Genomic DNA, 25,347 nt, shown 5'->3' with positions numbered 1-25,347 from the left:
TCGGCCGCCAGAAACCTGTGTTAAGTATTTTTTGTCGAGCTCTTTTAGCGTTTTATTATTAGACATAGATATAACTTCCTTTTGTATGTGGAGTAAGAATACTATTGTTTTTTCTATTTTTGTCAACAATAAAAGCACAGGCCTTTGCCGTTTATATTATTAAATATATTTATGATCAAAGTTAAAATATAAAACAATTTTATTTAGATTTGCGTTTAAGTTCTTTTTATCGTTAGCGCTGCATGCGCAGCGGTTGCAAAACCATGACACTAAATCAACAAGGGTGTAACTCCCAGTACATTTGCTCTTTTAACTGCTTAGGTTTGAGCCTCCTTTGACTGGCAGCTTTGCGGTCAAAAAAGTAATGATATAAGTCTGTAATTAAGTAGTTATGCTGAAATATATAAGAGTGATTTAGCTTAAATTTATTCAGCCACTTATTAGTTAATGGAGAGGCATCGATTGTGTCCATTCCATCTACAACGGTTATTGGATCAGAAAACCCTAAACGATCGGAGTTATTGACCAATTTAGACACCATCAATGCTTTATCCTTCTCGCAAGCATAAATAGAGACGCCTTCAGACGAACTTAAATAACGAGCGGCGTATTGCTTTTTAAAAGCTTGTCGATCGATATCTGGCGCTGCCAAAGCAATTCGTAGCTTGGCCTGCAAGCCCGGCTCTGACTTCGCTAAGTATTTAATCGCTTCAGATAAACAATAGCTGCCCATACTATGAGCTAAAATATAGATGGTTTTCACTTCTGAGTTAGAGACATCTTCAATTAACTTCGCGAGATGCTCCCCCGCACCGACAGCCCTTTCTTTGTCACCTGCGTAGTCTTTTAACGAACTAAATGAAGGCCAACTAAAGAGCACAAACTCGTCTTTATATGCTAAGTCGAACTTTAACTGTGCCGAATGATATAAAGCACTTTCAAAAGACACATTGTAACCGTGTATGAAAATAAGCGCAGAATCTGAGCCATTAAAATCAGATAAAAAATCACCTTCATCCATGGGCTGTAAATCTCTTATCACAATATGTTTAGATACTTTTTCAGCCTCTACACCGAAAATGCTCAAAGCTTTCTCAAAAATAGTTGGGCGCTCTATCTTGCCAGAAACGTGATCTATGGGTATTGATAATTGCGCATGACCATAATTAACAGTTTCTGATATCTCATTGATATATTGCTGCGACTCTGTATCTAACACCTCACGCGTAGTTGCATACTTAACGTTAACTAATGTGCTGTCTACTTGTTCCTCTTCTGTCAAACGTGCACCTAAATCGACCCCAATGTCATCTTTATATTTGATGACTTCTACGCCTTCAGATTGTGAAGTTTTTGAAGGTAATTTAAAGCTAGTTTCATTTAAAACTTTTTGCCTATGTAGTGCTCGTACTTCTTCTATTGAGTCAAACCCTGTAGCCATATCAAGCTCAGACCGAAAAGCATGCTCGACCATTTCAGAAGGTATATCGAATGTATTTTCATTATACATCTCTAATAACCATAGAATTATTGGCAGCTTGTAACTAACATGTTTGTGGGTATTCATGTAAGGCTTTGGTTTGACACTCTCAATAACCAATACGTCACTCAAAAGTTCCAACAATTCATATATATCAAAGCTATACTCACCTCTATTAGTGATGACTTTAAATGTATCTTCATCATAAAGAGCATAAAAATATCTATTGCTAGAACATAGCTTATACTCTCTAGGTAGAGTTTCAGGTAAAATACGTCTTAAAGACGCTAATGTCAGATTACCTAGCTTTTGATTGAGCATGTAGTTAAGTATCCTTGTATTGTAACGGTTTTAAAATTTTCTTATATACTGCCTGCGCCGATAAAACTAAAAATGTGGCCCCCTCTAAACATAACAATTAAGTTTCATTGATATGGAGTTCGGCAGACTTCTATAAGCTTGACAATCATTTTCACATACTACTTTCAACCCATATACCTCATCGCGCAATATGAAAAAATTTATTAATCATAATATGAGGTCATAAAAACAAAAAACAATACAACCTGTCGAGAATTAAGTATTTAAATACGCTAAATAGGGTTACCATACGAAATCCAGCCACTAAAAAATCTAACACTCAACATTAAAATCAATAGCTTATGTAGCAATTCAAATTACACACTTATAATCACAGGTAATAAATTAATGAAGTACATTACCCATTAATGAGAGTCTGGATAACAATTTAGGGCGTCCTTTATGATATTAACCCCTTTGAATCTGCTGTGGTAAACAAGTTGACCGATGAATATGCCATTACAGGCCAAATAAGTCATAGTTAAATGGCGTAGTAGAGCAGCCTAATTTCATATGGACAATATAATATATTCATACCAAGATAATAAGTTAGATAGTTGACAGAATATATCAACATAACCACAAAGCCTTAATCGATTTCAGTCTGCATTATAATAAGTAGAGGCTTTATAACAGCCTCTACACAATCTAAAGTTTAGTAGGTAGCCTTTCTTAACATGCGAGTTAATAAGAATAAACTGTATAATCTCGATCTGGTGCTGGGCTATGATCATAACCTAAGTCCCAGGCTTCAACAGCACGCGTAGTGCCACCTGCATTTTTGCAAATAATTTCAGATACAACGTATCTATATACATATTGCCCATCCGCTAAAGCCGTGCCCTCGGTAGTAAAATGTGCACTATTAAAAGCCACCCCTTGTTTGCTTTCAATAACACTAGGAGTTTGTCCGACTAAATTTGAAAAAGTACACAGGCCATCTGGTGCATTATTATTTACAAAAGCTGCTGAAACATAGTTAATATTTGCATAGTACCCAGCATGACTACCATTTACCCAATTTGATACCGTAATCTGGCTTTCCCAATTAATGCCCGGTGCAGCGGGAATTTTGTGATATACCGAATAAGTTTTACTGTCACTATGGCAAGTGATCTGTAAAGACTTAGGCGTGCTTTCAAAACCACTCGGTAACGTACCTGTAATGGCAGTGTTTCCTTGCACAGGTAACTCTGCCAACACTTGCCAAGTATTTTCATTTATTACTTGCGCTTTGGGGCAGTTCACATCAGCTCCAGATACGAAAAATCGTGCTGAAAGATACGATGCGCTGCGGCTTTGCACCTCAACTTCACTAATTGGACCCTGTGCATAATACGTATTACTCCCTGCTTGTGAGTCTGTATCGTAAATCACTTCATCAGAAACTGCTGACATAGAGGCCATGGCACATATTAAAGCTATTTTATTAGTCATTATCATTCCTTTATAATTTTGGGTGGATGCAGTGCCAAAAATGCTCAATTAATAGACACTGCGTTCCTACTATATTTCCAAGCTGTCGTCTGTCAATATCGGCTAATCGCCAATTTCAACTTTTGCCAAAAAATGCTAGGCAATAAAATATAAATAGGGTTAATGCTACCCATAGGCAGTCCTTTCCTGAGCTCCAAGCCAATCAAGCTAAAATCAAACAATATCGGCTATTTATCACCTAAGTACCTTATACAGGGTAACGAGAATTCATTTCCAAAAATTAAGTACATTTCATAAACGAGCTCTATAGTCATATAGGTTTTCCCGTTTTCAAAATTACTAATTGTAGCCTGATCAACACATAACTTATCGCCTAGTTGCTTTTGCGTTAAGTTATTATTTTTCCTTATAAATTTTAAATTATGCTGCATTTCCAACATTAATTTATTAACGACTAGTCTACGTCTCACTGCATCATGTCTCATAAATCTACTAACCATACATTTTCCTTATAGAAGTGGTTGTCGATAACAAGCAAAACTTGCTTCTTAGTATTAAAAGCTTTAATCCCTACTGCCTAATCGATTTACAAACCGCCTCCTAATAGCGAAAAGCCATATCTAAATCGAAAAAACACCCAAATATTTACAAGTGAAATATTAATGTAAACATTATGAAACTTGGCATGCGGAAAAATCTCCGAAAAATAAAAGGAAAGAGGAAAAGGAATATGATAAGTGGTGATGGCCTAAAAAACATGAGAGTCAATACAGGCTAATCCAAAAAGAAATGGCTAATAAGCCCAGTAAATCAAAGGGTATTCATAGTAATTAAGAGTTATGCGGAGGTCAAACCACAATAAGGGACTTTAAAATAGCTATATGCACTAGTCACTTCACTCTTGAGTTTTAAATAAATTATTCATAACATCACAACTTCACCTCACAGCTCATTCTAATTCACCATATTGAACCTTGTGTACGGTAGTAGCTACATGCTTAACCAACCTAATATGTGTGGTAGAAAGGCGATTTACATTTCCACTTTATGTTTATCTCTTTGCTTTTGAACATACGTTTTAGCTGTCATGCCATAGTGCTTTTTAAAGCAGGCACTAAAATAAGATGAGGAATTGAAACCAACTAAATCAGCAACTTGTGCAACACTTTTACCATGTAGCAGTGGCGTAACTGACTGATATAAACGATAAGTCCGTAAATATTCATTCGCCCCCATTGATAATACTGCAGATAGCTTACGATGTAATTGACGCTCACTCAAAGCCATCTCTTTTGCAAGCTGAGCAACTGTTATATCCGGACTTTGATAATACTGATGGATCACCTTATCTAACTTATCTAAAAAGTCATAAATATGTGGCTCATCTTTAAACTTAAGTTTGGGTAAGATGGGTAAATCGCTATTTTTGATATCTTTATTATCGATTCGGGCATGCCACTTAGCTAAGTTAGCGGCTTGGTGTAAAAAGACATTACGCACTTTTAATTCTAAAGCCTGAATACTAAACGGTTTGGTAATATAGTCATCCGCCTGACGACTCAACCCCTCTAGTTCTTTTTGTTCATTAAGGTTTGCAGTCAATAATATTACTGGAATATGTGCTGTTAATTCATTGCCCTTTATGCGGCTCAGTAAACCAAATCCATCTAAGTTTGGCATCATCACATCTGAAATAACTAAATCTGGTAATGTTTCAGTTGCTAATTTAACACCTTGCACACCATCCACAGCTTGCATCACCTTATATTGAGGTTCAAATACACTGTTTAAAAGCACTAACATATCCGGTGTATCATCCACAATAAGCAAGGTTTTCTCGCTCATTTGTTCAGGAGTATTTGTTGCTGACATTGTTAGTCCTAGATGCGCTTTATTAGGTAAAGTATTCAGAGTGACGCAAAATTCACTGCCTTTTTCTAATGCTGAATTTACATCAATTTCCCCATCCAATTCATTTACAACAGCTTTAACCACACTCAAACCAATCCCTAAACCAACTCCTGTTTCACGTCCATTTTGAGTTCGGTATTCTGGTGTAAAAATAGCTTGGTGCTCCTTTTCATCAATACCTATTCCTTGATCTTTAACTCGCAAGCAACACTGTCGAGTATGCTCATCTTTCAAAACCTTAAGCTCAATTAAAACCTCACCGCCTGTAAAACTGTACTTAATGGCGTTGCTTATAAGGTTACTAACACACTTTTCAAGTTGATCGGGATATGCTGCGACTTCAATGTCTTTATCAATATTAGCAACAAGTGAGATCTGCTTTTTTTCAGCCAAAGGCGTAAACGCGGCAACCTGCTCTACACATATTTTTGACAGACTAAATTGCATAGTCGGCAGCTCAAGTTTTTCGTCTACCTGTGAAACTGGTTTTTCAGAGTTTGAAACCTGCATCAATTGTTCTATTAATATTTTCAGACGCTTGGCGTTACTGACCACAATATTTGCCATTTTTCCACGCTCATCAGCATGTTGAAGCCTAACCAGTTGTTCCGCAGGGCCTTGAATTAAAGAAACTGGCGTCATAAGTTCGTGTGACAATGTTCGTAAAAGCGTAGTTCGTTGAGCTTGTGCCAACGCTAACGCATCACTTTTTTGTGTAAGTAATGTGTTTTGCTGACTGATCTCTTTAGTCTGCGCAGCGACTTCAGCTTCTAGCGCAAATTGAATGCGTCGAAGAGCGTTTATTCGGACTTGGTAAATCGCTAATAATATCAACACAATTAGACAGAAATACATAAAATATGCCCAATAGGTCGCATACCATGGTGTTTGAATTACAAACGAGAAATGCCCTGTATTTTCTGACCAATTACCATCGCTATCTGTGCTTTGTAGCAATAACTGATACTTGCCGTGTTTAAGCTTTGGGATCATCAAAGTGCGGCCTTCACCTAACTCAACCCAGGTATTTGAAATACCCACAAGTTTGTACTTAAATCGCTGTTTTGACGGGCTTGAGAAATTTGTATTTGCTAATACAAAGCGCATGCTAGCATGATCATAGGGTAAATCGTCTAAACTAGTCTGATTAAAATACCTTGATGTTGTTCCGTTTGGTAATGTTAATTCAAATTCACTGACTTTAGGCGATGCATCAGTAAATGTCAGTTGGCTCGGAGTTAAAATACTAAAGCCATCCGCACTTGCAAATATGACCTGTTCGCTTAAACCCACCCCAGCACTGGCTAAATAACCTTGAGCATAAAGCCCGTCACCTTTGTCAAAATAACGAATTGGCCTTTGGGCAGCATAAGGCGACCAATTCAATATGCCATGGCTATTGGCTAACCAGACATCACCAGTATCATCAAATGCGATACTCGTATCTGTCAACGAACTGAGTCTATCAGGCAAAGTCCGCCACAGCTGTGAATTTAAATCAAATACATGCAAACCAACGTTTGTCTGCACAAACAGGTCGCCATTTGGGCTAATGGTGAGGTCGTAAACTGCATTTTGAATACTTAGCTCAAACTCGTTTTTTGGTAGCAGCTCATCAGAGACGACATCAAAAGCTTGTAAGCCACTGCTTGTTGCAACCCACAAAGTATTTTTAAAAAGCGCAATATCGTGCACTTCATCACTGGCTAAAGCTGAATTACCTGTATGAAAACGAGAGACTTTGTTTGTTTTATTATTCAACCGTGTCAGACCGTCAAAACTATGAGCCAGCCATATTGCATCTTCGTTTTGAATTGCAATCGAATATATTGCATCAGGTACTTGAGACTTTGCTAAGTCGTATTGCTGAATAATCGCCATTGATGTTGGGTCAATTTGAACAACACTTTTATATAAACTAGCCCAGACACTTCCATCAGGTGAGCGCGCCAATGCTTGTGCAGATAAATCTTCCGTATCAAGACAAGCGCTAAACTCACCTTCGATTGAATAACGACAAATCCCAGCCAACTGATCCGCGAACCATAAGTCATCACTCACAGCGAGAATATCATTAATTTCATACTGCTCCGTTTCGCTGGGGTGGGCAAAGAGACTATTTTCAGTGGCTCGCTTATTTATAGATACAAGTGTTACCCCTTCGCTGTAACTGCCAAATGCGGTGACCTGCTCATCTTGAAATATCGTCAGTAAAGGGGGTAAACCTTTACTTGTTTTGACGTCGCCACTATTTAATTTAAGCAAACCAGTATTCAAAGATGCAGCCAGTATATGATCATCGCTTTTCACCAAGTCAAAAACATAACCAACGGTATCAAACTCATTTTGATCTAGATAACGCAATTCAACGGTGTGGTTGTTCAGATCATAAGTCGCGAGTCCTTTTCCATGCGTCGCGAGCCATATAGACCTATCAGTTAAGCGCCAAATTCTGTCTGCAAAGACAATTTTCCCAGATTCATCAGTGAGGTACGTTACCTCATTAGTACTTTTTTCAACCGACATTATGCCTGTGTCGGTTGCCAACAGCAGTGTATCGTCTTCAGTATCTACAATAGATAATACATGTGGCGTTATTGATGCTGTATTCAATTTAAGATCTACATAAGAAAGCGCCGAATTTAAAGCCTTATACAAGCCTGTTTTTGTACCAACCCATACCACTTTGTCAGCAGATTCAAATAAACTATATACATTGAATGCAGAGCTTTTATCCATAGGTATCACAGGCTCAAATCGCTCACTTTGCGGTTTAAGTACTTCCAACCCCTGACTCCCTGCTACCCAAAGCTGTCCACTTGAGTCAAATAATAAATCTCGGACTTTAAGAGATAAGCTCAAGTCAGGTGTCGCATGTGCTGAGAAATGTATAACTTGCGTTCCATCAAAACGGGCTACTCCCTGCTCTGTTGCCAACCACATATAGCCAAGTTTATCTCGCTCTATATCAAACACACGATTGCTAGGTAAACCATCCCCCACACCCAATACGGATGATAAGTTAGGCACCGCAACGCTTTTTGTGCAAAAAAAGGCGCTAATGACAATTAAGTAACTAAAGAAAGTACGCAATAAATAGTTGAGAACCATAATGATAGATTATTGTTATATATGCTTATTTTTATAACTTCAGGTTGAAAACTCCTGTTCCTAGTTGACATAATAGCAACAACATAATAAATATCAAACAGGAATCTAAATTCTTAATTTAGGCAGATAATTACGCTTTTTTGTCTATTTTGAGCTATCACCGTTTAGCCCATATTGCGTAAAATTGTGCTCATACATCAGCGCTTTACAATTGCAGACTGAGTAAAGCTATATTAGAAACACATAATTAAGTAGTCACTTAATAAACCTGCGTAACAAGGAACATGCATGTTTACACCTAAATTTAAATCGCTATCCATAGCACTTTTATGTAGCTCCCTTTTCACTGCATGCGGCGGAAATGGTGGCACAAGCGGCCCCTCTATCCAATTAGACAGTAAGACTTCCAATAACGTACCAACTAACAATAACACTAACCAATCGAGTAGCAGCGCTAATCAAACAAATGATAATACAGATAGCACGAAGCCACCTGTGACAACTGATGAAAACCGATATGCAAGACGTGGTAGGGTCATCGATGGCTACGTAACTGGAGCAACTGTATGGCTTGACTTAAATAATAACGCCAAACAAGATAAGAATGAGCCATTCACTATCTCTACTGACAAAGGTAGCTATCAGCTTGAATTAACAGAAGAGCAAAAAAAATGTGCTGTATATGTACCGACCTATGTTGACGTCCCTGTTGGTGCAATTGATGAAGATTTAGGCGAAGTTACAAAAGCATATCAAATGGTATTACCCCCCACGCTAAGCAGCCTTGACGACTCCTCCATGCTGCACATCACACCGCTCACAACTGTACTTTGGCAATCGCTGAATAAAACAGAGCCGTTTAATGAATCAAGTTGTGATGAGATTATTGAAAATAACCAGCTTCAAGAGCAACTACACATAGCTATGCAAGAAAGCACTGCTCAAGTTATTGAACACTATAATATATCTGAAGCACAACTATTTAGTGATTACATTGAAAGTGGCGATGAAAGCTTACAGAAATTAGCCGAGAATATCGTAAAAGGCTTACAAGCAAGCATTGAAAAGCATTTGGCTTTGGCAAAAACTTACCTAGACGCCCATGAGATACGTGTACTTCATTATCAAGATAAGCCATCAGAACAAACACATGAGTCTCAGCTAGTTTGGTACAGAAGAGTACTTATTTTCGGTAAAGATGATCAAACCATCGTTGATGAAACAGTCCGTATGGATGACGATTTAGAGCATGTTTTGTATGTCCATTACGATCGTAAAATTGAACACATGCCCTGGGGTGATGGTCATTCATTAAGCCGAACTGCTGATATGGTAAAAAACAGTTCTGATGATCTCGGTCTTTGTCACCATTCGGAAAAACTTAGTTTTACAATTGACGGGGTAACCTACTCGCTTGATAACTATAAGTCTGTTAACCGTACTTCGAAAGATCAGCTTTGTGACAACGATGTGGACTTTAGCGATGCCGTTTATCGTGGCTTATCGGTCGAATATAGTACAGGCTCTATTAATTATTTAGCTGAGTTTACACAAGACAGCAATACAATTTCTGACTTAGATGACTGGACCAACTTAGCTGACAAACCAAACATATTAGATGTGTTAATTCTAGCACTTTACTTTGCACAATCAGGTTATGAGTTTGATAATGACGTCACTATCCCGTTTAATTCTTGGCACAAACGTATTACGGATGACTCTGGTGATAATCGCATCACAACATCTAAACACAGTGATGGCACATGGAGCCGTCAAACTTATCAAGATGATGGCACGTATATCATGCACTGCAGCACTGACGGTGAGGTTTGGGAAAGCTGTGAGAGTCATGATTAAAAAACATTAAAATAAACGATCTCCCTATAAACGGTGTGAAACGTACGCGAGTTACACCGTTTTTTGTCTATACGAAACATTCAAGCCGTTTTCTTTTCTAGCATAGCCATACTCAAGCCCCTTTTTGGGTTTACTTTTTACGATTTACATGTTGAACTGCCCGAGAATTTTAAAACAAGAAATGTAAGGAAACGCATTATGGTAGAGTTAACAACAAAAGATTTACTAAAAGTAGCTGGTGGAATATCTGGTGGAATAGGTAGGCCTGTGGAAGTACCTAGATAAAGCCCAACCCCCAAAGCCTAATCAAAAGCTAAGGTTTGACATTTCTTGTGCTGCGCTAGTTTTCGGCGTATTTGACAAAAACTATTTCAGTGCGCAATCAAAAGAACCTTCGCTATTCCCTGTGTATTTACTAGAAGCACTTTCGAAGTTGTTTGCTTCAAAAACAACTTCACTCTAAATGAGTCACCTATTTAACTTGCTTTAGAATGGTAAAGAACTAACACACCTTGAATGGTTACCGAGCTGTTCCAATCATCAAATATCACTAAAGCACACAATGATCAAAGCTCACTGGTAAAGTTTATAATTGTGCCGAAATAGCTAAGGCATGCAGCCAGCATGAGTAAGATTTAAGAGGTAAGTGCACAAATTAATTACAAAGAAGCAGCACATACCATCAACTGTTAAGGTCAACTAATAGTACGAGTAAGTTCGAATGAAAGTCGCTAGCCGGAGTGTAAAAAACACCAATTATTTACTTTAACTGACCAAAAAAAAACAAAAATACAGATTAAACAAGATGAAAAATAAAAAAATAATACCAAATACCACAACAAAATCACTTACAACCAAGACTAAAAAATCTATAATTTAGGATTAAAGCCAAAATCACCAAAGTTTCAAATATTTTTTAGTGCAAGGTTTATTTATCAAATACACCTTGATAGAATTAACATGAAAATGAAAATTTTAATATTGAGAACCCAAGGTATATTAGTAGCTTTCTTTAATTTCAAAGCCAATACATGATTATATTAATATATACTGCCAATTATCTATAAATGCTTGCAATAACAGTGTTTTTAGTGGTAGCTTTTGTTAAATTTGTTATAAAAAGGTAATGTTGGGACATATGAAATTTAAGATTCGACAACTAGGATTGTTTAATGGCTTATGGGGAGAAGCAGCCAAGTCGATCAGATCGATGCGAAAGGATGCTGGTCTCACTCAAAGTCAATTAGGTCAAAAGCTTATTCCTGCAGTAGACCAAGCGACTATATCTAATTGGGAAACAGGCAAAACCCCTGTACCGTTAACGAGCTATTTTTTAATATGCTTTATTTGCGGGTTTAGTCCAGAAGAAAAAACCAAGCAACTACTCGATAGTCAGCAACCTGAAAATAAAAGAAACTAGAGAGATTAAGGACACTTCTGATGTTTGCTTACGAAAATTTTTCTGCAATATATGATGCTATAGCGCATATGCTGGTTCCGTTATATATCATTGCTTTAATTGTTGCATGGAAAAACATTAACGTGCGCTACTTAATAACTGTTATGTTAGTTATTGAAGCACTTGATGTACTGACCATCGATTTTGCATTTAGCTTAGGGAACAGCTTTTACCTATGGGCTGCATTTGGGAATTTACTATTCTTAGTACCCGTATTGGGAAGGCGATTGATTGCTGTAAACCTAAGCTCAAAGATGAAGATATTTGAAAAAATTCACTCTGAGTATAACTTCACAAAACAAGAGGGTGGGTTGATATTTTTATTTGCCATATCATCCTTGCTTTGCCTAATTTCATTTATAGAGGCATCTCTGTATACGGCAGCCATAATTCCTAAAACTCCGATTATAAGCAATGTTTATGGACCAGTATTAACTCTAGCGCACCTTCTGGAAGCTTTTTTAATTTTAAGCCTAGCAACGAAAAGCTTGTGGACAATGATAACTAGTAAAACCGAAAAGTCAGATAAAAATAGAAGCTATTCAACGTAAGGTAAGGTTCATAGCTCTAAAAAATTGATATATTTGTCTAGTTTAATTGTTAGCTGTGATACTTAAAGTTGAAAATATCATAGGTAAAGTTCGGAAAACTCCATAGTTACCAGCTAGTAAAGATAATTAAGCAGCATTATATCAATTTTGAAATAGAGGAATTATATGAAACTTACTACGAAAAAACTCAAAGAGCTTTCACTTGCTGATGCAAAAAAAGTCGCAGGTTGTGTTAGTACTGGAACAAGTGGGCCGGCTTCTGAAGAGCCCAAGTAAGTAGTTTTTATTATTTACTTTTAAGAAGTTAATCTTGTAGTTCCATCGTGTAACGAGTTTAAAGTTTATTAACCTTATAAAGTACTCTTTAAACTCGTTTTGATAGGTAAGGTTTAAGCCTCTCCCCCAGAGCCACAATGAGTATTACTTAGAAACCTTTTACAACTGTGTCGCTAAAATTGCACCGTGTAAAATTGAAAAAAAACAATGAAAGTCAGAGTGTTACCCCCTACTGACTTTACTACTTATAATAATTGAAACTTATCTGACTTTGAGAACAGAAATAAACTAGAAAAGTTCGTAAACTTGTAATACTACCTCCAAAAAGATCCTGCCCCAGAGTTCACAATTACCCATAATTTGCAAAAACAAAAGCGATTTAATTGCAATGTCTTATATGCCATCAAGCAATAAGTTGACCGATATCAATAGATAACACGAGCCATAAAAATATCTAGTGATAGTGCCTAGCATGATATAGCAATTTTTAAATATACTCTTGAGTCTAATCAAAAGAGTATACGAGCACATCTAATGTTACAGATAATTCAAAGGTTTTTATCCAAACTCAAAATTATTATTGATAGACTAGCCAAAATAGCATTCACAACTGTCTAATAACACTCTATGTGCACTAAAACGAAGGGCCTTTCAAATTGCTAGAAGCGTTTGCCATAAACTCTATCTATCATGCCATCAGCTTCATTAGCTTGCCTGTCATGCTTATTGCTCTGTTCGTCGGTTGGAAAAGCATTAATACACGCTGTTTACTCATTTTTCTAGTCTGCATTGAGTTTGTAGATACTATTTCGATTAAGTTCGCTATCGAGTGTGGAAGTTACTACTATTTTTGGGTATTTCTAAGCTGCTGGGCATATATATTCGTCGTACTTGCAAGACGCATAATTGTTGCGAACCTCAAAAAATACAATCAATTCTTTAAAGATGTCTACTATAATTTTTACTTCACAAAACAAGAAGGCGCATTACTGTTTATCTATCTATCATGCTCAATAATTACTTTTATTGCTTTAGTCGAAGTAAGTTTGTATACCTCTGATATCATCGCTTCAATGCCGTTTACTTATAACCTTTTTAGCCCCCTTCTTACACTGTTATGCTTGCTAGAGGCCATCGTTGTACTTTGGTTATCGACACGAATGACGCCGGTTGATGAACATGTTTTGGAAATAAAAAGACAGAGAAAAAAACTTTTCGAGAGAAAGAAACGAGACTCTTCAAATAATAAATAGCTTTCACTTTATATTCTTACGATTTAAACGGCTTACACGGTATTAGGAGTCGGTGAAATGATGCCCGATGTTGTAAAATTGGCCAATTTCTCTTAGAACAATACTTTGTTTGTGTATGATTACTTTAAACCATATTGCTTCTGATACTCGTCAATGAGGTGCTCAATTTGTTCGATGCTTTTTATAATTGCTAAATTGAGGCGTTGAAGCTGCATTTCAGTCAACATACCTGGGCGCAACATATAATGGATGGGGTTTTCGTATACTCGCACGGACGTAGGCTTAACCACTTCGGAGTACTCAGCTTTTTGTAGTAAATAAGCGCCTGTTAAATAATCTTCTACTGCATATTCAACCCGCTTCTTTTTGACTAAATTAAAGCGTTCATCTGCAAAGTTTGTTTCAACTACACAATCTTCACATGAGTGACGAAAATTAGCAAAATGTTGTCCATAGACACTACCGCGACTCACGGCAAAAAGGTTATCACCAAAGTTCGAAAGCAAAGCGGATGCACTTACATTTTTTAAAGTATTAAACTCACGCATATTTTGGGTATGCGCAAATAACAGCATCACTTCCTGCCGGTAAGGCAGGCTGAACTCAGCATATTTTCGTCTAGATTGAGTAAAACTCGCCGCAGGAATAAGGTCTACTTGACTTTCTTGAAACTGTTTAAATGCGCGGCTTGAAGATGGTAATTCAACGTACTGCCAGCAAAAACCAGCCTCATGCAATATCAGCTCAACAATCTCAATTTCAAGGCCAACATACTGTCCATCAATTCTTTGGGAGTATGGTGGCCAATTACCACTGGTGCTAACTCGTAGCGTCTTTTCACATTCTGATTGCGCATAGCTTATACTGCTCATCATTAAAATATATAAATACATACATGCGGTATAAAACCTAATACCGCGTTTATCCAGTGATGTTCTGTTCAATCTTTTATTACTCTATTATTGCGCTCAATAACAGTATATACATTAATTAGTTTCATAACAGCTGGGTTGCCTCGGGCACGCAGTCCCTCGTGTACAAATGACTCTTACATCGTTGTTAATACCACGCTCTATCCAATTAATATTTAGGATTTTTGCCACACTCATAAGTTGTTTTTTCAAATGCCAGGGCACCACACTCGCCCCTCCTTGCTTGATACACAACGCCTGGAGTTCTTGAACAACCTCGTCAGCATTTATTCCTTGTGCGTCAATCGCAGGGTTCAAATCTATACCAGCACACAAGACATGTGCATTTTCAACCAAATCATTTACCTTAAGAGACTCGCAGCAGTATAAATGAGGCTTACCATTGACGTTTAGAATTGATAATTGTGCACTTGAGTGCTGAGATTGCGCTACAAACTTTCTAAACACAGCCCAGTGCTGACAAGGGTCTTCTACACTGCGCATATTACCCCAAGGCAATGGAATACCGTTTCCTCGATACACAGCCTTTAATTTACCAGGTAAATACGCATCAAAATAATGCCAGTGTGGATAAGGCGATACAACCGTCATACGACGCATGGCGACTGATGGCGAGATATTCAGTTGCTGGTGAATATCAATTTCATAGCCATAAGAGTCTAATAACTGGCGATAAGCAACTTTAGGGCAAAGCAATGCCCCTGCAAAGAAACTAGATTCAAAATCATGCCAAGCTGTCAGAATATCTTGTGCATTTGGCGTGGTGTCAGAAGCAGGCAATACTGCCGTATTAAACCCACCTGTACGTAAAACGCAGCGCAAACCTTCCAGTTCGTGCAATACACTATGCCCTATATGCACGGCTAAATCGTATTTAAGTCGAGCCGGGTTTTTCTCTAAAGCCCTATTCAGATGAACCACATTCGGTTCACTAAAATAAGATGTAATAAGGTGATTGAATACATGACCGCTGTCATCCATCACTTCATTAGGTACTTTATCAAACCATTTAATCTCTAGACCGTGTTTTTTTACCAATTGCAAGAGAGCATCAACAGTTAGATATAGATTCTTACCACCAACTTCATCTGCTGCACGCTCAAGGTCAGGAAAGTGATTTTGATGATGTTCTTGGTGAGCTCGGATCAATAAATGCGCAAACTGTCTGCCGCTTATTCCCGTCTGAGATAGCATCTCTGGTATCGCTATTTGTAAAATATCATTAGAAAATAGAAAATTAGGCTCTAGTGCCATGCCCTCAATTCCACCAGAACGCCCTTTTTGTGGGGTAATTGCGTCAGGCTCAGGGTCCGTATCTAAAAACCAAGCTACCGGCTTTTGAAAAACTTCAGCAAAATTCTCTAACATCTCACCACTTGGTGTGCGTTTCCCTCTCTCAATCATAGATAAGTATGAAACTGAAGGTGCTGTCTGAGGGTCTACACGAATACAACGTGCAGAGAGGTCCTCAAGCGTCAAATGATTACGCTTTCGTAAGTTGCGGATCTTGGTACCAAGAAAGTGAGACTTACGCATCAGTTCTGATGTTTTTTTCATTTAATACCAACCCTTCTAATTTAAGCGACTTACATCAATATTTACGACTGTTTTTAAACATGTGCATGATATAAAAGAGCATAAACTCGACTTTTTTACAACAAGAGGTCAGACCAGATTTTGTAAAATTTACACTGTAAAATTCTTTTTGTGAAATTTATTGATAATTTTTTATACACTGAAATTGTAGTCAATTAATCGGCGCACGTTATGAGACAACCATAACGTTCACAACAATTTAATTTCGGTAACTGGGGATACATCAATGAAAGCACAACTTCAAACAACACCACCGCTAAGTGAAGAATGTCAAAAGCTCGTAATTGCGAAGCAATTTTTAGATCAACACTGCCCACTCGAATTTGGTTCACATACACAAGTTAGTGCGTACGTTGTTTATTACAATCACCTAATGGTCTTTTTTGAAGATGGGCAACACTGTGGATTGAAAAATACCAAGCAATTTGTAGCGCTTTGTGGTCATAAAGAAGAGCCCACGACTATTTTGCTGCAAAAAGACGATGGCCTGCACATCGAGCTCAGCTTTAACATCGCGGGAGAAAATGGCAAGTACGATAAAGCCCATATTAACGATGTACAGTACGAAACACCGTTCAGCTTCATTGATACGCAAAATCGTCAGCACACCAAGTTATGGATGAGCTTTATCGATGGCGTTCAGCACACTTTACTCGATGAATCTCGTTGCAAGTGCTATCGCAGCAAAAATGGTGAAGATTACGAAATCTAAAATTTCCCGTAAATTTCGCAATTTATTCTTCATGCATTTTTACCCTGGCCGCGGCGAAAATTAGCGGCCTTTTGTGAATACTTACTCACATCAAATCTATATTTTTTCATAGCTTACAAAGCATTTGTTTTATTTCATTTCATGCATTCAGATTAATTTCAGCTAACCTCAATATAATCGCGCACCTATTTAACTGCGGCGGGTAACAATGAATAGAGTATTCGATTGGATTAAAAGCATGAACTGGATGCTGTGGGCATTGATCCTCGGTATTGCCACTGGGCTCATTTTTGGTGAACGTGTAGCATTTTTAAAACCCATTGGCGAAGGCTTTGTTAGCCTAATGCAAATCACCATATTTCCTTATATCGTAGTCAGTCTTGTTGTCGGACTCGGTAAATTCAGCTCTGATCAGGTCAAAACGGTCTTAGCCAAAGCCGCTATAACTATGGTTGCACTTTGGGTTATTGGCCTTGCCGTTATTTGGTGCTTTACTTTGACTTTACCTAGCCATGACGCGGGTACTTTCTTCTCCCCCGCTCTCGTCGCACAAGCGCCAGAAGTAAACTTTGTACAACAATATATTCCATCAAACCCCTTTGCTTCAATGGCAGATGGCAACGTGCCTGCATTGGTCATATTTTGCATCGCATTAGGATTAGCGCTCATACCTAATGGCAGAAAAAATCAATTATTAGATGTACTTGAGGTGGTCGGCCAAGGCTTGACTGTGATATCGAAAAAGGTCATCAAATTTTTTCCAATTGGGATCTTCTCTATGACTGCCAGCACTGCGGGTACTATCGGTCAAGAAGAGCTTAGCAACTTGCAAATATACTTAGTATTGGTCATTTGCTTGGGCTTTTATCTCATGTTTGCTCTGCTTCCTATGCTGGTCGCAGCACTCACACCAGTAAAGTATCGAGATCTGATAAAAGTCATGCGTAATGCGTGGATAACAGCATTTAGTACAGGTAACGTGTTTATTGTACTGCCAGTGATCACCGAAGGTATCAAAGCACATTTGCAAAAAATAAAACGCAGCGATGAAGAGTCTGATCATATTGCCGAGGTCTTAGTGCCTATTGCGTACACCTTCCCAAGTTTAGGTAAGCTCACAACCTTAATGTTTGTAACCTTTGCAGCATGGTTGACCGGGAACCCTATTTCGTTAGAGCAAATTCCAAATGTCACACTCTCAGCGATGCTGAGCTACTTTGCAAACGTCCACATTGCGATTCCTTATATGCTTGATAGTTTAAAAATCCCAGCGGACAGCTATCAATTGTATTTATCTATGTCCGTTTTAACGGCTAAAGTGGTCTCTCCAACTACTGTTGTGTATATTTTCGCGGTTACCTTGCTGTGTATTTTTTACAACAAAAAACAGTTGCACCTCAAACGCATCCGCTCTTTATACTATCTAGCGCTTCTTTCAGTGTTCCTGCCTGCATTTATGGTGTTGAGTTTTACCGCCAATAACTATTTAGCAAAAAGCACCAAAGGCGCAGACGATGTGATTGCAAACATGGTAGTGTCAGATCAAGTGCCAAGCGATGTATTAAATCATGTGCCAAAGGCATATCAGAGCGGTGAACTCTCACTCACCAATATTGATATTATCCAAAAACGTAATTTATTGCGGGTTGGCTACCTAGTCGACAATGTGCCGTTTAGTTATTTCAATCAAAAAGGTGAGCTAGTTGGTTTCGATATTGGATTAGCACATAAGTTAGCATCTGACTTACAAGTTAAGGTTGAGTTTATCCCTTTTAAAAAGCATCAACTGGCTGAGTATCTCAACAAAGGCTACTTTGACATCGCTATGTCAGGCCTTGAAATGAGCGTTTTGGACTTAAGCCGTGTTCGCTTTACAAATCCGGTTATGGAGCTGCAATTGGCCTTGGTTGCCAAAGATCACAGGCTCAAAGAATTTGCATCAAAAGACCAGCTACTGAATAAAGACGGTCTTAGCCTTGCTCATGTCGAGTATCAGCCACTGATGCGCGATGTGGCAAGACAATATCAGCATATTAAGGTCAAGCAACTTGGTAATCACCAGTCCTTTTTTGAACAAAGTAGTGACTTTGATGCCTTAGTGATTAGTGCTGAAGCCGGCTTCGCATGGAGCATGTTCTATCCTGAATACGGTGTGGTTGTGCCAAATGGTGCGGAGCTAAAATATCCTGTTGGCTTTGCGGTAGCGAAACGCAATGTAGATATTCTTAATTACGTCAATACCTGGCTGTCTATTCAACAAAGCAAAGGCACCATAAAAAGCAATTATGATTACTGGATCTTAGGTAAAGGCACACAAGTTAAAGAGCACCGTTGGTCATTGCTTGACGAGCTGACCGAACAGTAAAGTCCCCATAATAAACAACGCCAGTAAGTACCTTACTGGCGTTTTATTGCATGATTGAATACAAGTTAAACAGGTCACTTAGCTTCATACATACATGTGCACAAAACCAATTACACTCAGCGTAAATTGAATAGCAATCGCCATGAGCAGTTTAACTTGAAACGACACTTTATTGGTTTTATGTCGGGTAAAATGCATCACTAAATGCGTTGTACTATGCAGCGCTAAAGCAGACAAAAAAATGAGTACCTTTTCTGGTACTCTTTGCGCTTCTTTCTTAGCATTTGATTTATCTTTATAAAAAACCGCACACATTAGTATGTTTAACAATATAAGCACGCCAATCACAATCAATAACAAGGTCATGTTATTGCCCAGTATTGGCATAAATAGCATAACAAGGGCAATTAAAGACACTGCAACCCCACACTTGCTGATAAACATCACCAAAGTATTAAACAATGCATCCCTCTCTTTGCTTACACAAACTAAAGTCAACTACCGACATTTATTGATCACTTTTTGCCTCTTGTGGATTATCACTGAGTCGTTTTTGATTAATTAAGTTAAACAACTCAACGGTTGCCATTGCGTCGTTTAAGGCTCGGTGATGACCGTTTAATGCAATCCCTAAATCCTGACAGATTTTACCCAACGAGTAAGAGGCATGGCCAGGAAGCCACTTGCGGCCCAATTGGACTGTGCATAACTTTGCACGTTTAAAGTATCGCTCTTGGCGGGCAAATTCCGCTTTTATAAAGCCAAAATCAAAATTCACATTGTGCGCAACAAAAATGGCCTGCTGGCTAAAAGCATCAATGTCATCAATCACTTCACTAAAGATGGGGGCATCACTCACCATGTCATTGTCTATACCTGTAAGTTCAGTGATGTAACGCGGTATTCGCCGCTGTGGGTTAATCAGGCTATGCCACTGTCCAACAATTTCACCATTGAGCACTTTAACCATGGCAATTTCGGTGATTTTATCATGCTCTTTTTTACCCCCTGTTGTCTCAATATCCACAATGACATAAGGTTGATCCGGCTGAACTTGCCACTGAACAGTTTGAACGGACACATCAAACCCAGATTCAATCAGTTTTTTAATCGTTATCAATTGGTTGCGACGAAGACTATCGCCAGGTGCTTTCACTTCAATAAACTTAACTGAATTTTGGCAAAGCATCAGGTCGGGATAGCCGTCTTTGAGTCCATTGAAATCTTTACTCATAGCACGAAGGTGCTTACATACAGCATCAATAGGCGCCTGTTTTGCAAACTCAAAAAGCTGAGCAAGTCCATCAGGATGCCAATGCATCAAACGATTGTGCGAACCAAACTTTTCTGACGCTTGCTTAACTAACCAATTTAATAACTGTGAACTACTCGAAAACGTACTTAAACGTTGCTCTATCTCAACCTCAAATACTTGATAAAACGAGTTATCTTTAATGCACTTGGGTGTGCGTTCAAATTCATTTGAGAACGCATTTCTAGAGTCCTCAAACAACTCATGCCAAAAACTTAAACAAAATAAGGTACGCCAAAGCCTATTTTCACAGTGATAAGCTTGAACCTCTAAACGGCCATAATATTCAACTAAGCCTTGTTCGACGTACCCAACATAAGCTTCATCCAGTGCGATCGGCGCGCCACTGTCTCTTAGCATATCTGTCAGCAATGAAGTACGGGACTGGGTAAATTTAAGTCGATAGAAATCCTCAGCAAAAAACAACAGTTGCTCGTCACCGGGAGAGTCAAGTAACTGCTCAATCAACTCTTTGCACTTGTCATGCTGACCTTTGGCATACAGTTGGCGAATGTATTTTTCTTGCGCCTTAGGGTGAGCACTTAACGTCAGTAAAGCGTCGCTTAAATCATTATCTTCACTGGCAACTAGATTCGCTAACTTATAGCAGAGATGGTCGTATTTTAACTTTGCTAATTGCCCCTCTGGGTGAGTATATTCCCCTGACACTAATTTACGGGCATTCTCTACCAATGAAGCATGCGACAATAATTTTAGCTCGCTGTACAAATTACAATATTGATAAGCACTGAGTGCCTCTTCTCGGTGTTCAAAATGTGCATTGCCCTGCTCTCTTTGATTTTGCGTTTGCATCACCCCCAAATCTCGCATCGAAAACTGCGACAGTGCACCACCTAACTTTCCAAAAAATAAAAACAAAAAATAGGAGAAATCCGCTTTGAAAGATGAGAAAAAGTATTCTTGAAGGATAGCTGATGCTGGGTTGATACTTTCCAGCTGAGATAACGTATAGTCAAGCCACTGAGCTTTTTTTGCGGATTTTACAGGTGGCTCATCAAAAGTATGGTCTTTTACAAGTGCAATGAGCTGCGTTTTGTTCAGTTCTGAAATTAAGCCCTGAAGCTCTGAATTGGATGTTGCATGACTTATCCAGCCACATATTTTTAGCGTTTGATACGCCTGAACATAGTCTGTGATTTCTTCGTAAACGAGATCAGTATCGCACACAAAATTACGCTTTCGATTGATCACCCGAACTAATAAACACTGCGCATCTTGCGAAAGACGCTTAAACTCATTAATTTTCTCTCGCTGCTCGTCACTTAACAAACCCCAGCTGGTTTGCGTTAAATAATCAAGCAGCTCAAAAAAGTGCGTGAGATAATATTTTTCTGGCAGTGTTTTCAAAATTGGAGCCTGTATATTTAAACAGTACTCAAATATGCCAAAATTCCCGCTAGATAGCCATTCATTTTTTACTCTGTTACATCAGAGCGCGCAGTTTGTGTACTTAAATGCGCTTTTAGACATTGTAACAAGGTCCCTGGTTGAATTGGCTTCGTTAAATAATCATCCATTCCGGCATCTCGGCACTTTTTCTCATCGCCACTCATTGCGTTCGCAGTAAGCGCAATAATTTTGATCTCTTGGTTGCTATGCCCAGCTTGGCCTTGTCTAATTAAACCTGTTGCTTCATACCCATCCATTTCGGGCATTTGACAGTCCATAAGCACCAAGTCATAAGGTTTTGAATGTTGGCAGTGACGCAATGTGTTAATCGCTTCTTGGCCATTAGTCACAACGTCGACAAACTCAATACCCAGCTTTTTCAGCATGCTTGTTGTGACTATTTGATTTACGTGGTTATCTTCAGCCAGCAATAAACGGGGTTTTGGATCCCAAACAACGGGCTCAGACGCATCATTATCTTTAAACGATTTCAAATAGTGAGAAGTAACAATTGGCTTTGCATTGGCAAGCGCTTCACCATCTTCTCCAACTACCGATAATGCATTGTGTAAATCTGTTGTGGTCGCGGGTTTAGGGAAATACCCAGAGAACCCTCGTTTTGCAAAATATGCCGCATCTCCTTGATGCCCCATAGATGTCATCATTATCAGCTTAATACTGCTCAGCCTAGGATCAGCCTGCATCTCAGCGCCAAGTTTTGCGCCATCCATCACAGGCATTTGCATGTCTAATAAGGCGATATCAAATAAGGTTTTACTCGGATCTTTTAGTCTTGTTTCGCATTGAGAAAGCGCCTCTATGGCAGACGAAGCCTCTGTAACAGAGGCGCCCCAAATTTCCAATTGTTCTCGAAGTACAGTACGGTTTGTTTGATTATCATCGACGATTAACAATTCTAATTTGCTGATATCAAATTTTGGCATTGGGCGGTTATTTTGCTCACCTATTCCTAAGCTAATAGAGAAGTAAAACTCGCTACCACAACCCTCTTCACTTTTAACGCCAATACTACCGCCCATCAATTCACAGAGCTTTTTAACAATCGATAAACCTAAGCCCGTCCCGCCATATTTTCTTGTAGTAGATGAGTCTACTTGTGAGAAGGTTTCAAATAGTTTATGTTGCTTTGATAACGGTATGCCTATGCCAGAGTCAATAATAGAACAGTCTAAACGCAGCTTGTCGTCTACTTTATTGAGCTCAGCGCGAATAATAATTTCGCCTTCATCAGTAAATTTAATCGCATTACCTACAAGGTTAGATAATACCTGTCGCAAACGGCTTGGGTCGCCTTTCACTACTGAGCTGTCGACCTTTACAATATCTAAAATGAGCTCAATGCCTTTGCTTTGAGCTTGCAATGCAGCGGATTCTGAGAAATCACCAAACAGCTCTCGTAAATCAAAATCAAGCAACTCAAGTTCTAGCTTCCCAGCATCTACTTTGGAGAAATCTAATATGTCATTGATTAGGTTGAGTAACGAATTAGCACTATTCATCGCAAGCCGTGCACGATGCTTTTGCTCATCATCTAGTGGACTATTCATCATTAAGTTAAGCATGCCCAACACGCCATTCATCGGGGTGCGGATCTCATGACTCATCGATGCCAAGAAAGCACTCTTCGCTTCACTCGCTTGCTCGGCTTGCACCTTCGCATCCGCCAATGCTTTTTGTTGACGAATTTGCTCGGTCACATCTTGCAAAATGCCTACATATGCGATCAGTTTTTTATTTTCATCCAACACAGGACCGATGTGCATATTGTTCCAAAATGGCTCACCGTCTTTGCGATAATTCAGTATTTTTTCTCTGTGCGGTTGCTGTAGTTTTATCGCTTCACGGATTGCCTCTACTGCAGAATTTGATGTTTGCTCACCTTGTAAGAAACGGCAGTTTTTACCAATAACTGATTCATCATACCCCGTAATTCGCTTGAAGGCTGAGTTTATAAAGCTCAAAGGCATGTCTTTTTTATAAGCATCAGTGATCACAATACCGACATCACATGATTCAATCGCATAAGCCAATAAATCATTATGCTCTTTCGCTTTTTTAAGCGCTTCTTGATACATTTTTTGATCAGTTATGTCAGTCAGAGAGCCTGACATACGCACTGCTTTATTTTTCTCATTACGAAGTGCCAAACCTTTTGAGCGATAAAATCTATAGTCGCCGTTGTGGTTACGCATTCTAAACTCAACGTCAAACACATCTCCGCTTTCCAAATGCGTATTCAACGCCCCAAATGTATGGGTTTTATCTTTTGGGTGGATAGCTCGCTCTAAACTATCAAACACATCAGGAAATCCATTAACATCATTGGCACCATAGCCCAACAGCTCTCGAAATCTGGGTGAGTAGAACATACTGCCCTTTTCTATATCCCAATCCCATATCCCGTCGTTACTGCCTTTAATTGCTAGTTTAAATCGCTCTTCACTTTTTTGTGTCTCTTTCTGGGATAGCTGTAATTGCTTAAATGGGTTTAGCAACAATTGGCGACCAAAGAAAAATAGTAAAAGGAAAGACAGCAACAAACTAATCACCACCGCTTTTGCGATGGCTAAAATAAAGGTGTTTACACTATTTTGAATGTTCTGTTGGTCAATAGAAAATTTTATCTCTATATCTGTGTCTGGTAAGCGGCTTTCGAACAGCTGTAAATACTCTAGACCCTCCTCAGCATTGCTGTATTCAACCCATTGACCAGCAAGTTCAACCACTAATTCACTTTGCCTCATGTCGATGGCCAAAAGCGAGGCTAGGTCGGTTTTAAATTCAGAGATCAGTACCCCTTCCGTAAAACCGTTGTATTCTATGGGCACGGCCAAGATAAACTTAAACTGTTGTTCTTCTTGTTTTAGGACAACCGCTTGCCCAAGCTCCCCCAATAACATCTGATCCAGCCATGGCTCTCGGCTAAATTTTCCACTGTATAGAGGGGAATTTGTAAAAACCGGCTCAGAAAGCACATTGTAAAGGTGCAAAGGTACATGCCCGCCCAACACCTTATAATCTTTTAAAAAATCAGACAGTGAAGCGCGCGATATATCACTGCCCATCACGGCATTTGAAAGCATGGGGATTTTGGCTAAATCCTTTAATAGGATAAGACGCGTTGACACAAACTGACCAAGGTTACTGACCGCCAACTTTGCTTCGGTTTGTCTTGCTTGTAGCTGAAGCTCTTTCACCGAGCTATCTGCTCGAGTACCAACCAAAGACAAACTAATAACAATTGATAGGACTAAGCTACATAACAAAAAGGCATAAAAAGCCCTGTCTGAGGACATACTAAATA

14 protein-coding genes are annotated in these 25,347 nt (G+C 38.8%); 5 read left to right on the top strand and 9 right to left on the bottom strand.

Annotated features, from left to right (window positions below):
- Positions 1–274 precede the first annotated feature (274 nt).
- The 4 genes from QNM16_RS01815 to QNM16_RS01805 form a co-directional block, all read right to left on the bottom strand.
- Complete coding sequence (locus tag QNM16_RS01815; RefSeq protein WP_284018891.1) at positions 275–1,801, bottom strand: alpha/beta hydrolase; 1,527 nt, start codon at positions 1,799–1,801, stop codon at positions 275–277.
- A 723-nt stretch (positions 1,802–2,524) separates the two neighbouring features.
- Positions 2,525–3,277, bottom strand: a complete 753-nt coding sequence (locus QNM16_RS01810) for a hypothetical protein (RefSeq protein ID WP_284018890.1) — start codon at positions 3,275–3,277, stop codon at positions 2,525–2,527.
- 227 nt (positions 3,278–3,504) lie between these two features.
- The gene (locus tag QNM16_RS26440) at positions 3,505–3,708 is read right to left on the bottom strand and encodes a helix-turn-helix transcriptional regulator (RefSeq protein ID WP_369291455.1); all 204 of its coding nucleotides are present in this window, start codon (positions 3,706–3,708) and stop codon (positions 3,505–3,507) included.
- Positions 3,709–4,309: 601 nt separating this feature from the next.
- Positions 4,310–8,218, bottom strand: coding sequence for a hybrid sensor histidine kinase/response regulator transcription factor (locus QNM16_RS01805; protein WP_284018889.1), 3,909 nt, complete (start codon positions 8,216–8,218; stop codon positions 4,310–4,312).
- A gap of 369 nt (positions 8,219–8,587) precedes the next feature.
- Here QNM16_RS01805 and QNM16_RS01800 point away from each other — a divergent pair, with 369 nt between their 5' ends.
- From QNM16_RS01800 to QNM16_RS01790, 3 genes are all read left to right on the top strand, one after another.
- Positions 8,588–10,156 carry a hypothetical protein gene (locus QNM16_RS01800; protein ID WP_284018888.1) on the top strand — a complete coding sequence of 523 codons (1,569 nt, stop codon included), beginning with the start codon at positions 8,588–8,590 and terminating at the stop codon, positions 10,154–10,156.
- A 1,138-nt stretch (positions 10,157–11,294) separates the two neighbouring features.
- Positions 11,295–11,576 carry a helix-turn-helix domain-containing protein gene (locus QNM16_RS01795; protein WP_284018887.1) on the top strand — a complete coding sequence of 94 codons (282 nt, stop codon included), beginning with the start codon at positions 11,295–11,297 and terminating at the stop codon, positions 11,574–11,576.
- Positions 11,577–11,596: 20 nt separating this feature from the next.
- Complete coding sequence (locus tag QNM16_RS01790) at positions 11,597–12,166, top strand: hypothetical protein (RefSeq protein WP_284018886.1); 570 nt, start codon at positions 11,597–11,599, stop codon at positions 12,164–12,166.
- A gap of 1,648 nt (positions 12,167–13,814) precedes the next feature.
- Here the strand turns inward: QNM16_RS01790 and QNM16_RS01785 are convergent.
- Both QNM16_RS01785 and QNM16_RS01780 read right to left on the bottom strand, forming a co-directional pair.
- Positions 13,815–14,639, bottom strand: coding sequence for a substrate-binding periplasmic protein (locus tag QNM16_RS01785; protein WP_284018885.1), 825 nt, complete (start codon positions 14,637–14,639; stop codon positions 13,815–13,817).
- A gap of 42 nt (positions 14,640–14,681) precedes the next feature.
- Entirely contained in the window at positions 14,682–16,184 is a 1,503-nt protein-coding gene (locus QNM16_RS01780; protein ID WP_284018884.1) for a DUF3612 domain-containing protein, read from the bottom strand.
- Positions 16,185–16,449: 265 nt separating this feature from the next.
- On the opposite strand from QNM16_RS01780, the gene QNM16_RS01775 reads away from it, so the two are divergent.
- Both QNM16_RS01775 and QNM16_RS01770 read left to right on the top strand, forming a co-directional pair.
- The gene (locus QNM16_RS01775; protein ID WP_284018883.1) at positions 16,450–16,935 is read left to right on the top strand and encodes an aldolase/citrate lyase/malate synthase family protein; all 486 of its coding nucleotides are present in this window, start codon (positions 16,450–16,452) and stop codon (positions 16,933–16,935) included.
- Between the two features lie 247 nt (positions 16,936–17,182).
- On the top strand, positions 17,183–19,300 hold the full coding sequence (locus QNM16_RS01770) for a cation:dicarboxylate symporter family transporter (RefSeq protein ID WP_417709484.1): 2,118 nt from the start codon (positions 17,183–17,185) through the stop codon (positions 19,298–19,300).
- Between the two features lie 84 nt (positions 19,301–19,384).
- On the opposite strand, the gene QNM16_RS01765 is transcribed toward QNM16_RS01770, so the two are convergent.
- The 3 genes from QNM16_RS01765 to QNM16_RS01755 all read right to left on the bottom strand — a co-directional run bounded on the left by QNM16_RS01765 (position 19,385) and on the right by QNM16_RS01755 (position 25,339).
- Positions 19,385–19,717 carry a DUF1294 domain-containing protein gene (locus QNM16_RS01765; protein ID WP_284018881.1) on the bottom strand — a complete coding sequence of 111 codons (333 nt, stop codon included), beginning with the start codon at positions 19,715–19,717 and terminating at the stop codon, positions 19,385–19,387.
- Between the two features lie 91 nt (positions 19,718–19,808).
- The gene (locus QNM16_RS01760) at positions 19,809–21,980 is read right to left on the bottom strand and encodes an exonuclease domain-containing protein (protein WP_284018880.1); all 2,172 of its coding nucleotides are present in this window, start codon (positions 21,978–21,980) and stop codon (positions 19,809–19,811) included.
- A 68-nt stretch (positions 21,981–22,048) separates the two neighbouring features.
- Positions 22,049–25,339 carry a response regulator gene (locus tag QNM16_RS01755; RefSeq protein ID WP_284018879.1) on the bottom strand — a complete coding sequence of 1,097 codons (3,291 nt, stop codon included), beginning with the start codon at positions 25,337–25,339 and terminating at the stop codon, positions 22,049–22,051.
- Positions 25,340–25,347: the final 8 nt, after the last annotated feature.

It is taken from the genome of Pseudoalteromonas umbrosa (assembly GCF_030125375.1).
Lineage (GTDB): Bacteria > Pseudomonadota > Gammaproteobacteria > Enterobacterales > Alteromonadaceae > Pseudoalteromonas > Pseudoalteromonas umbrosa.
The sequence above is the reverse complement of the archived record's forward strand: the minus strand, read 5'-3'. Positions and strand labels throughout refer to the sequence as shown.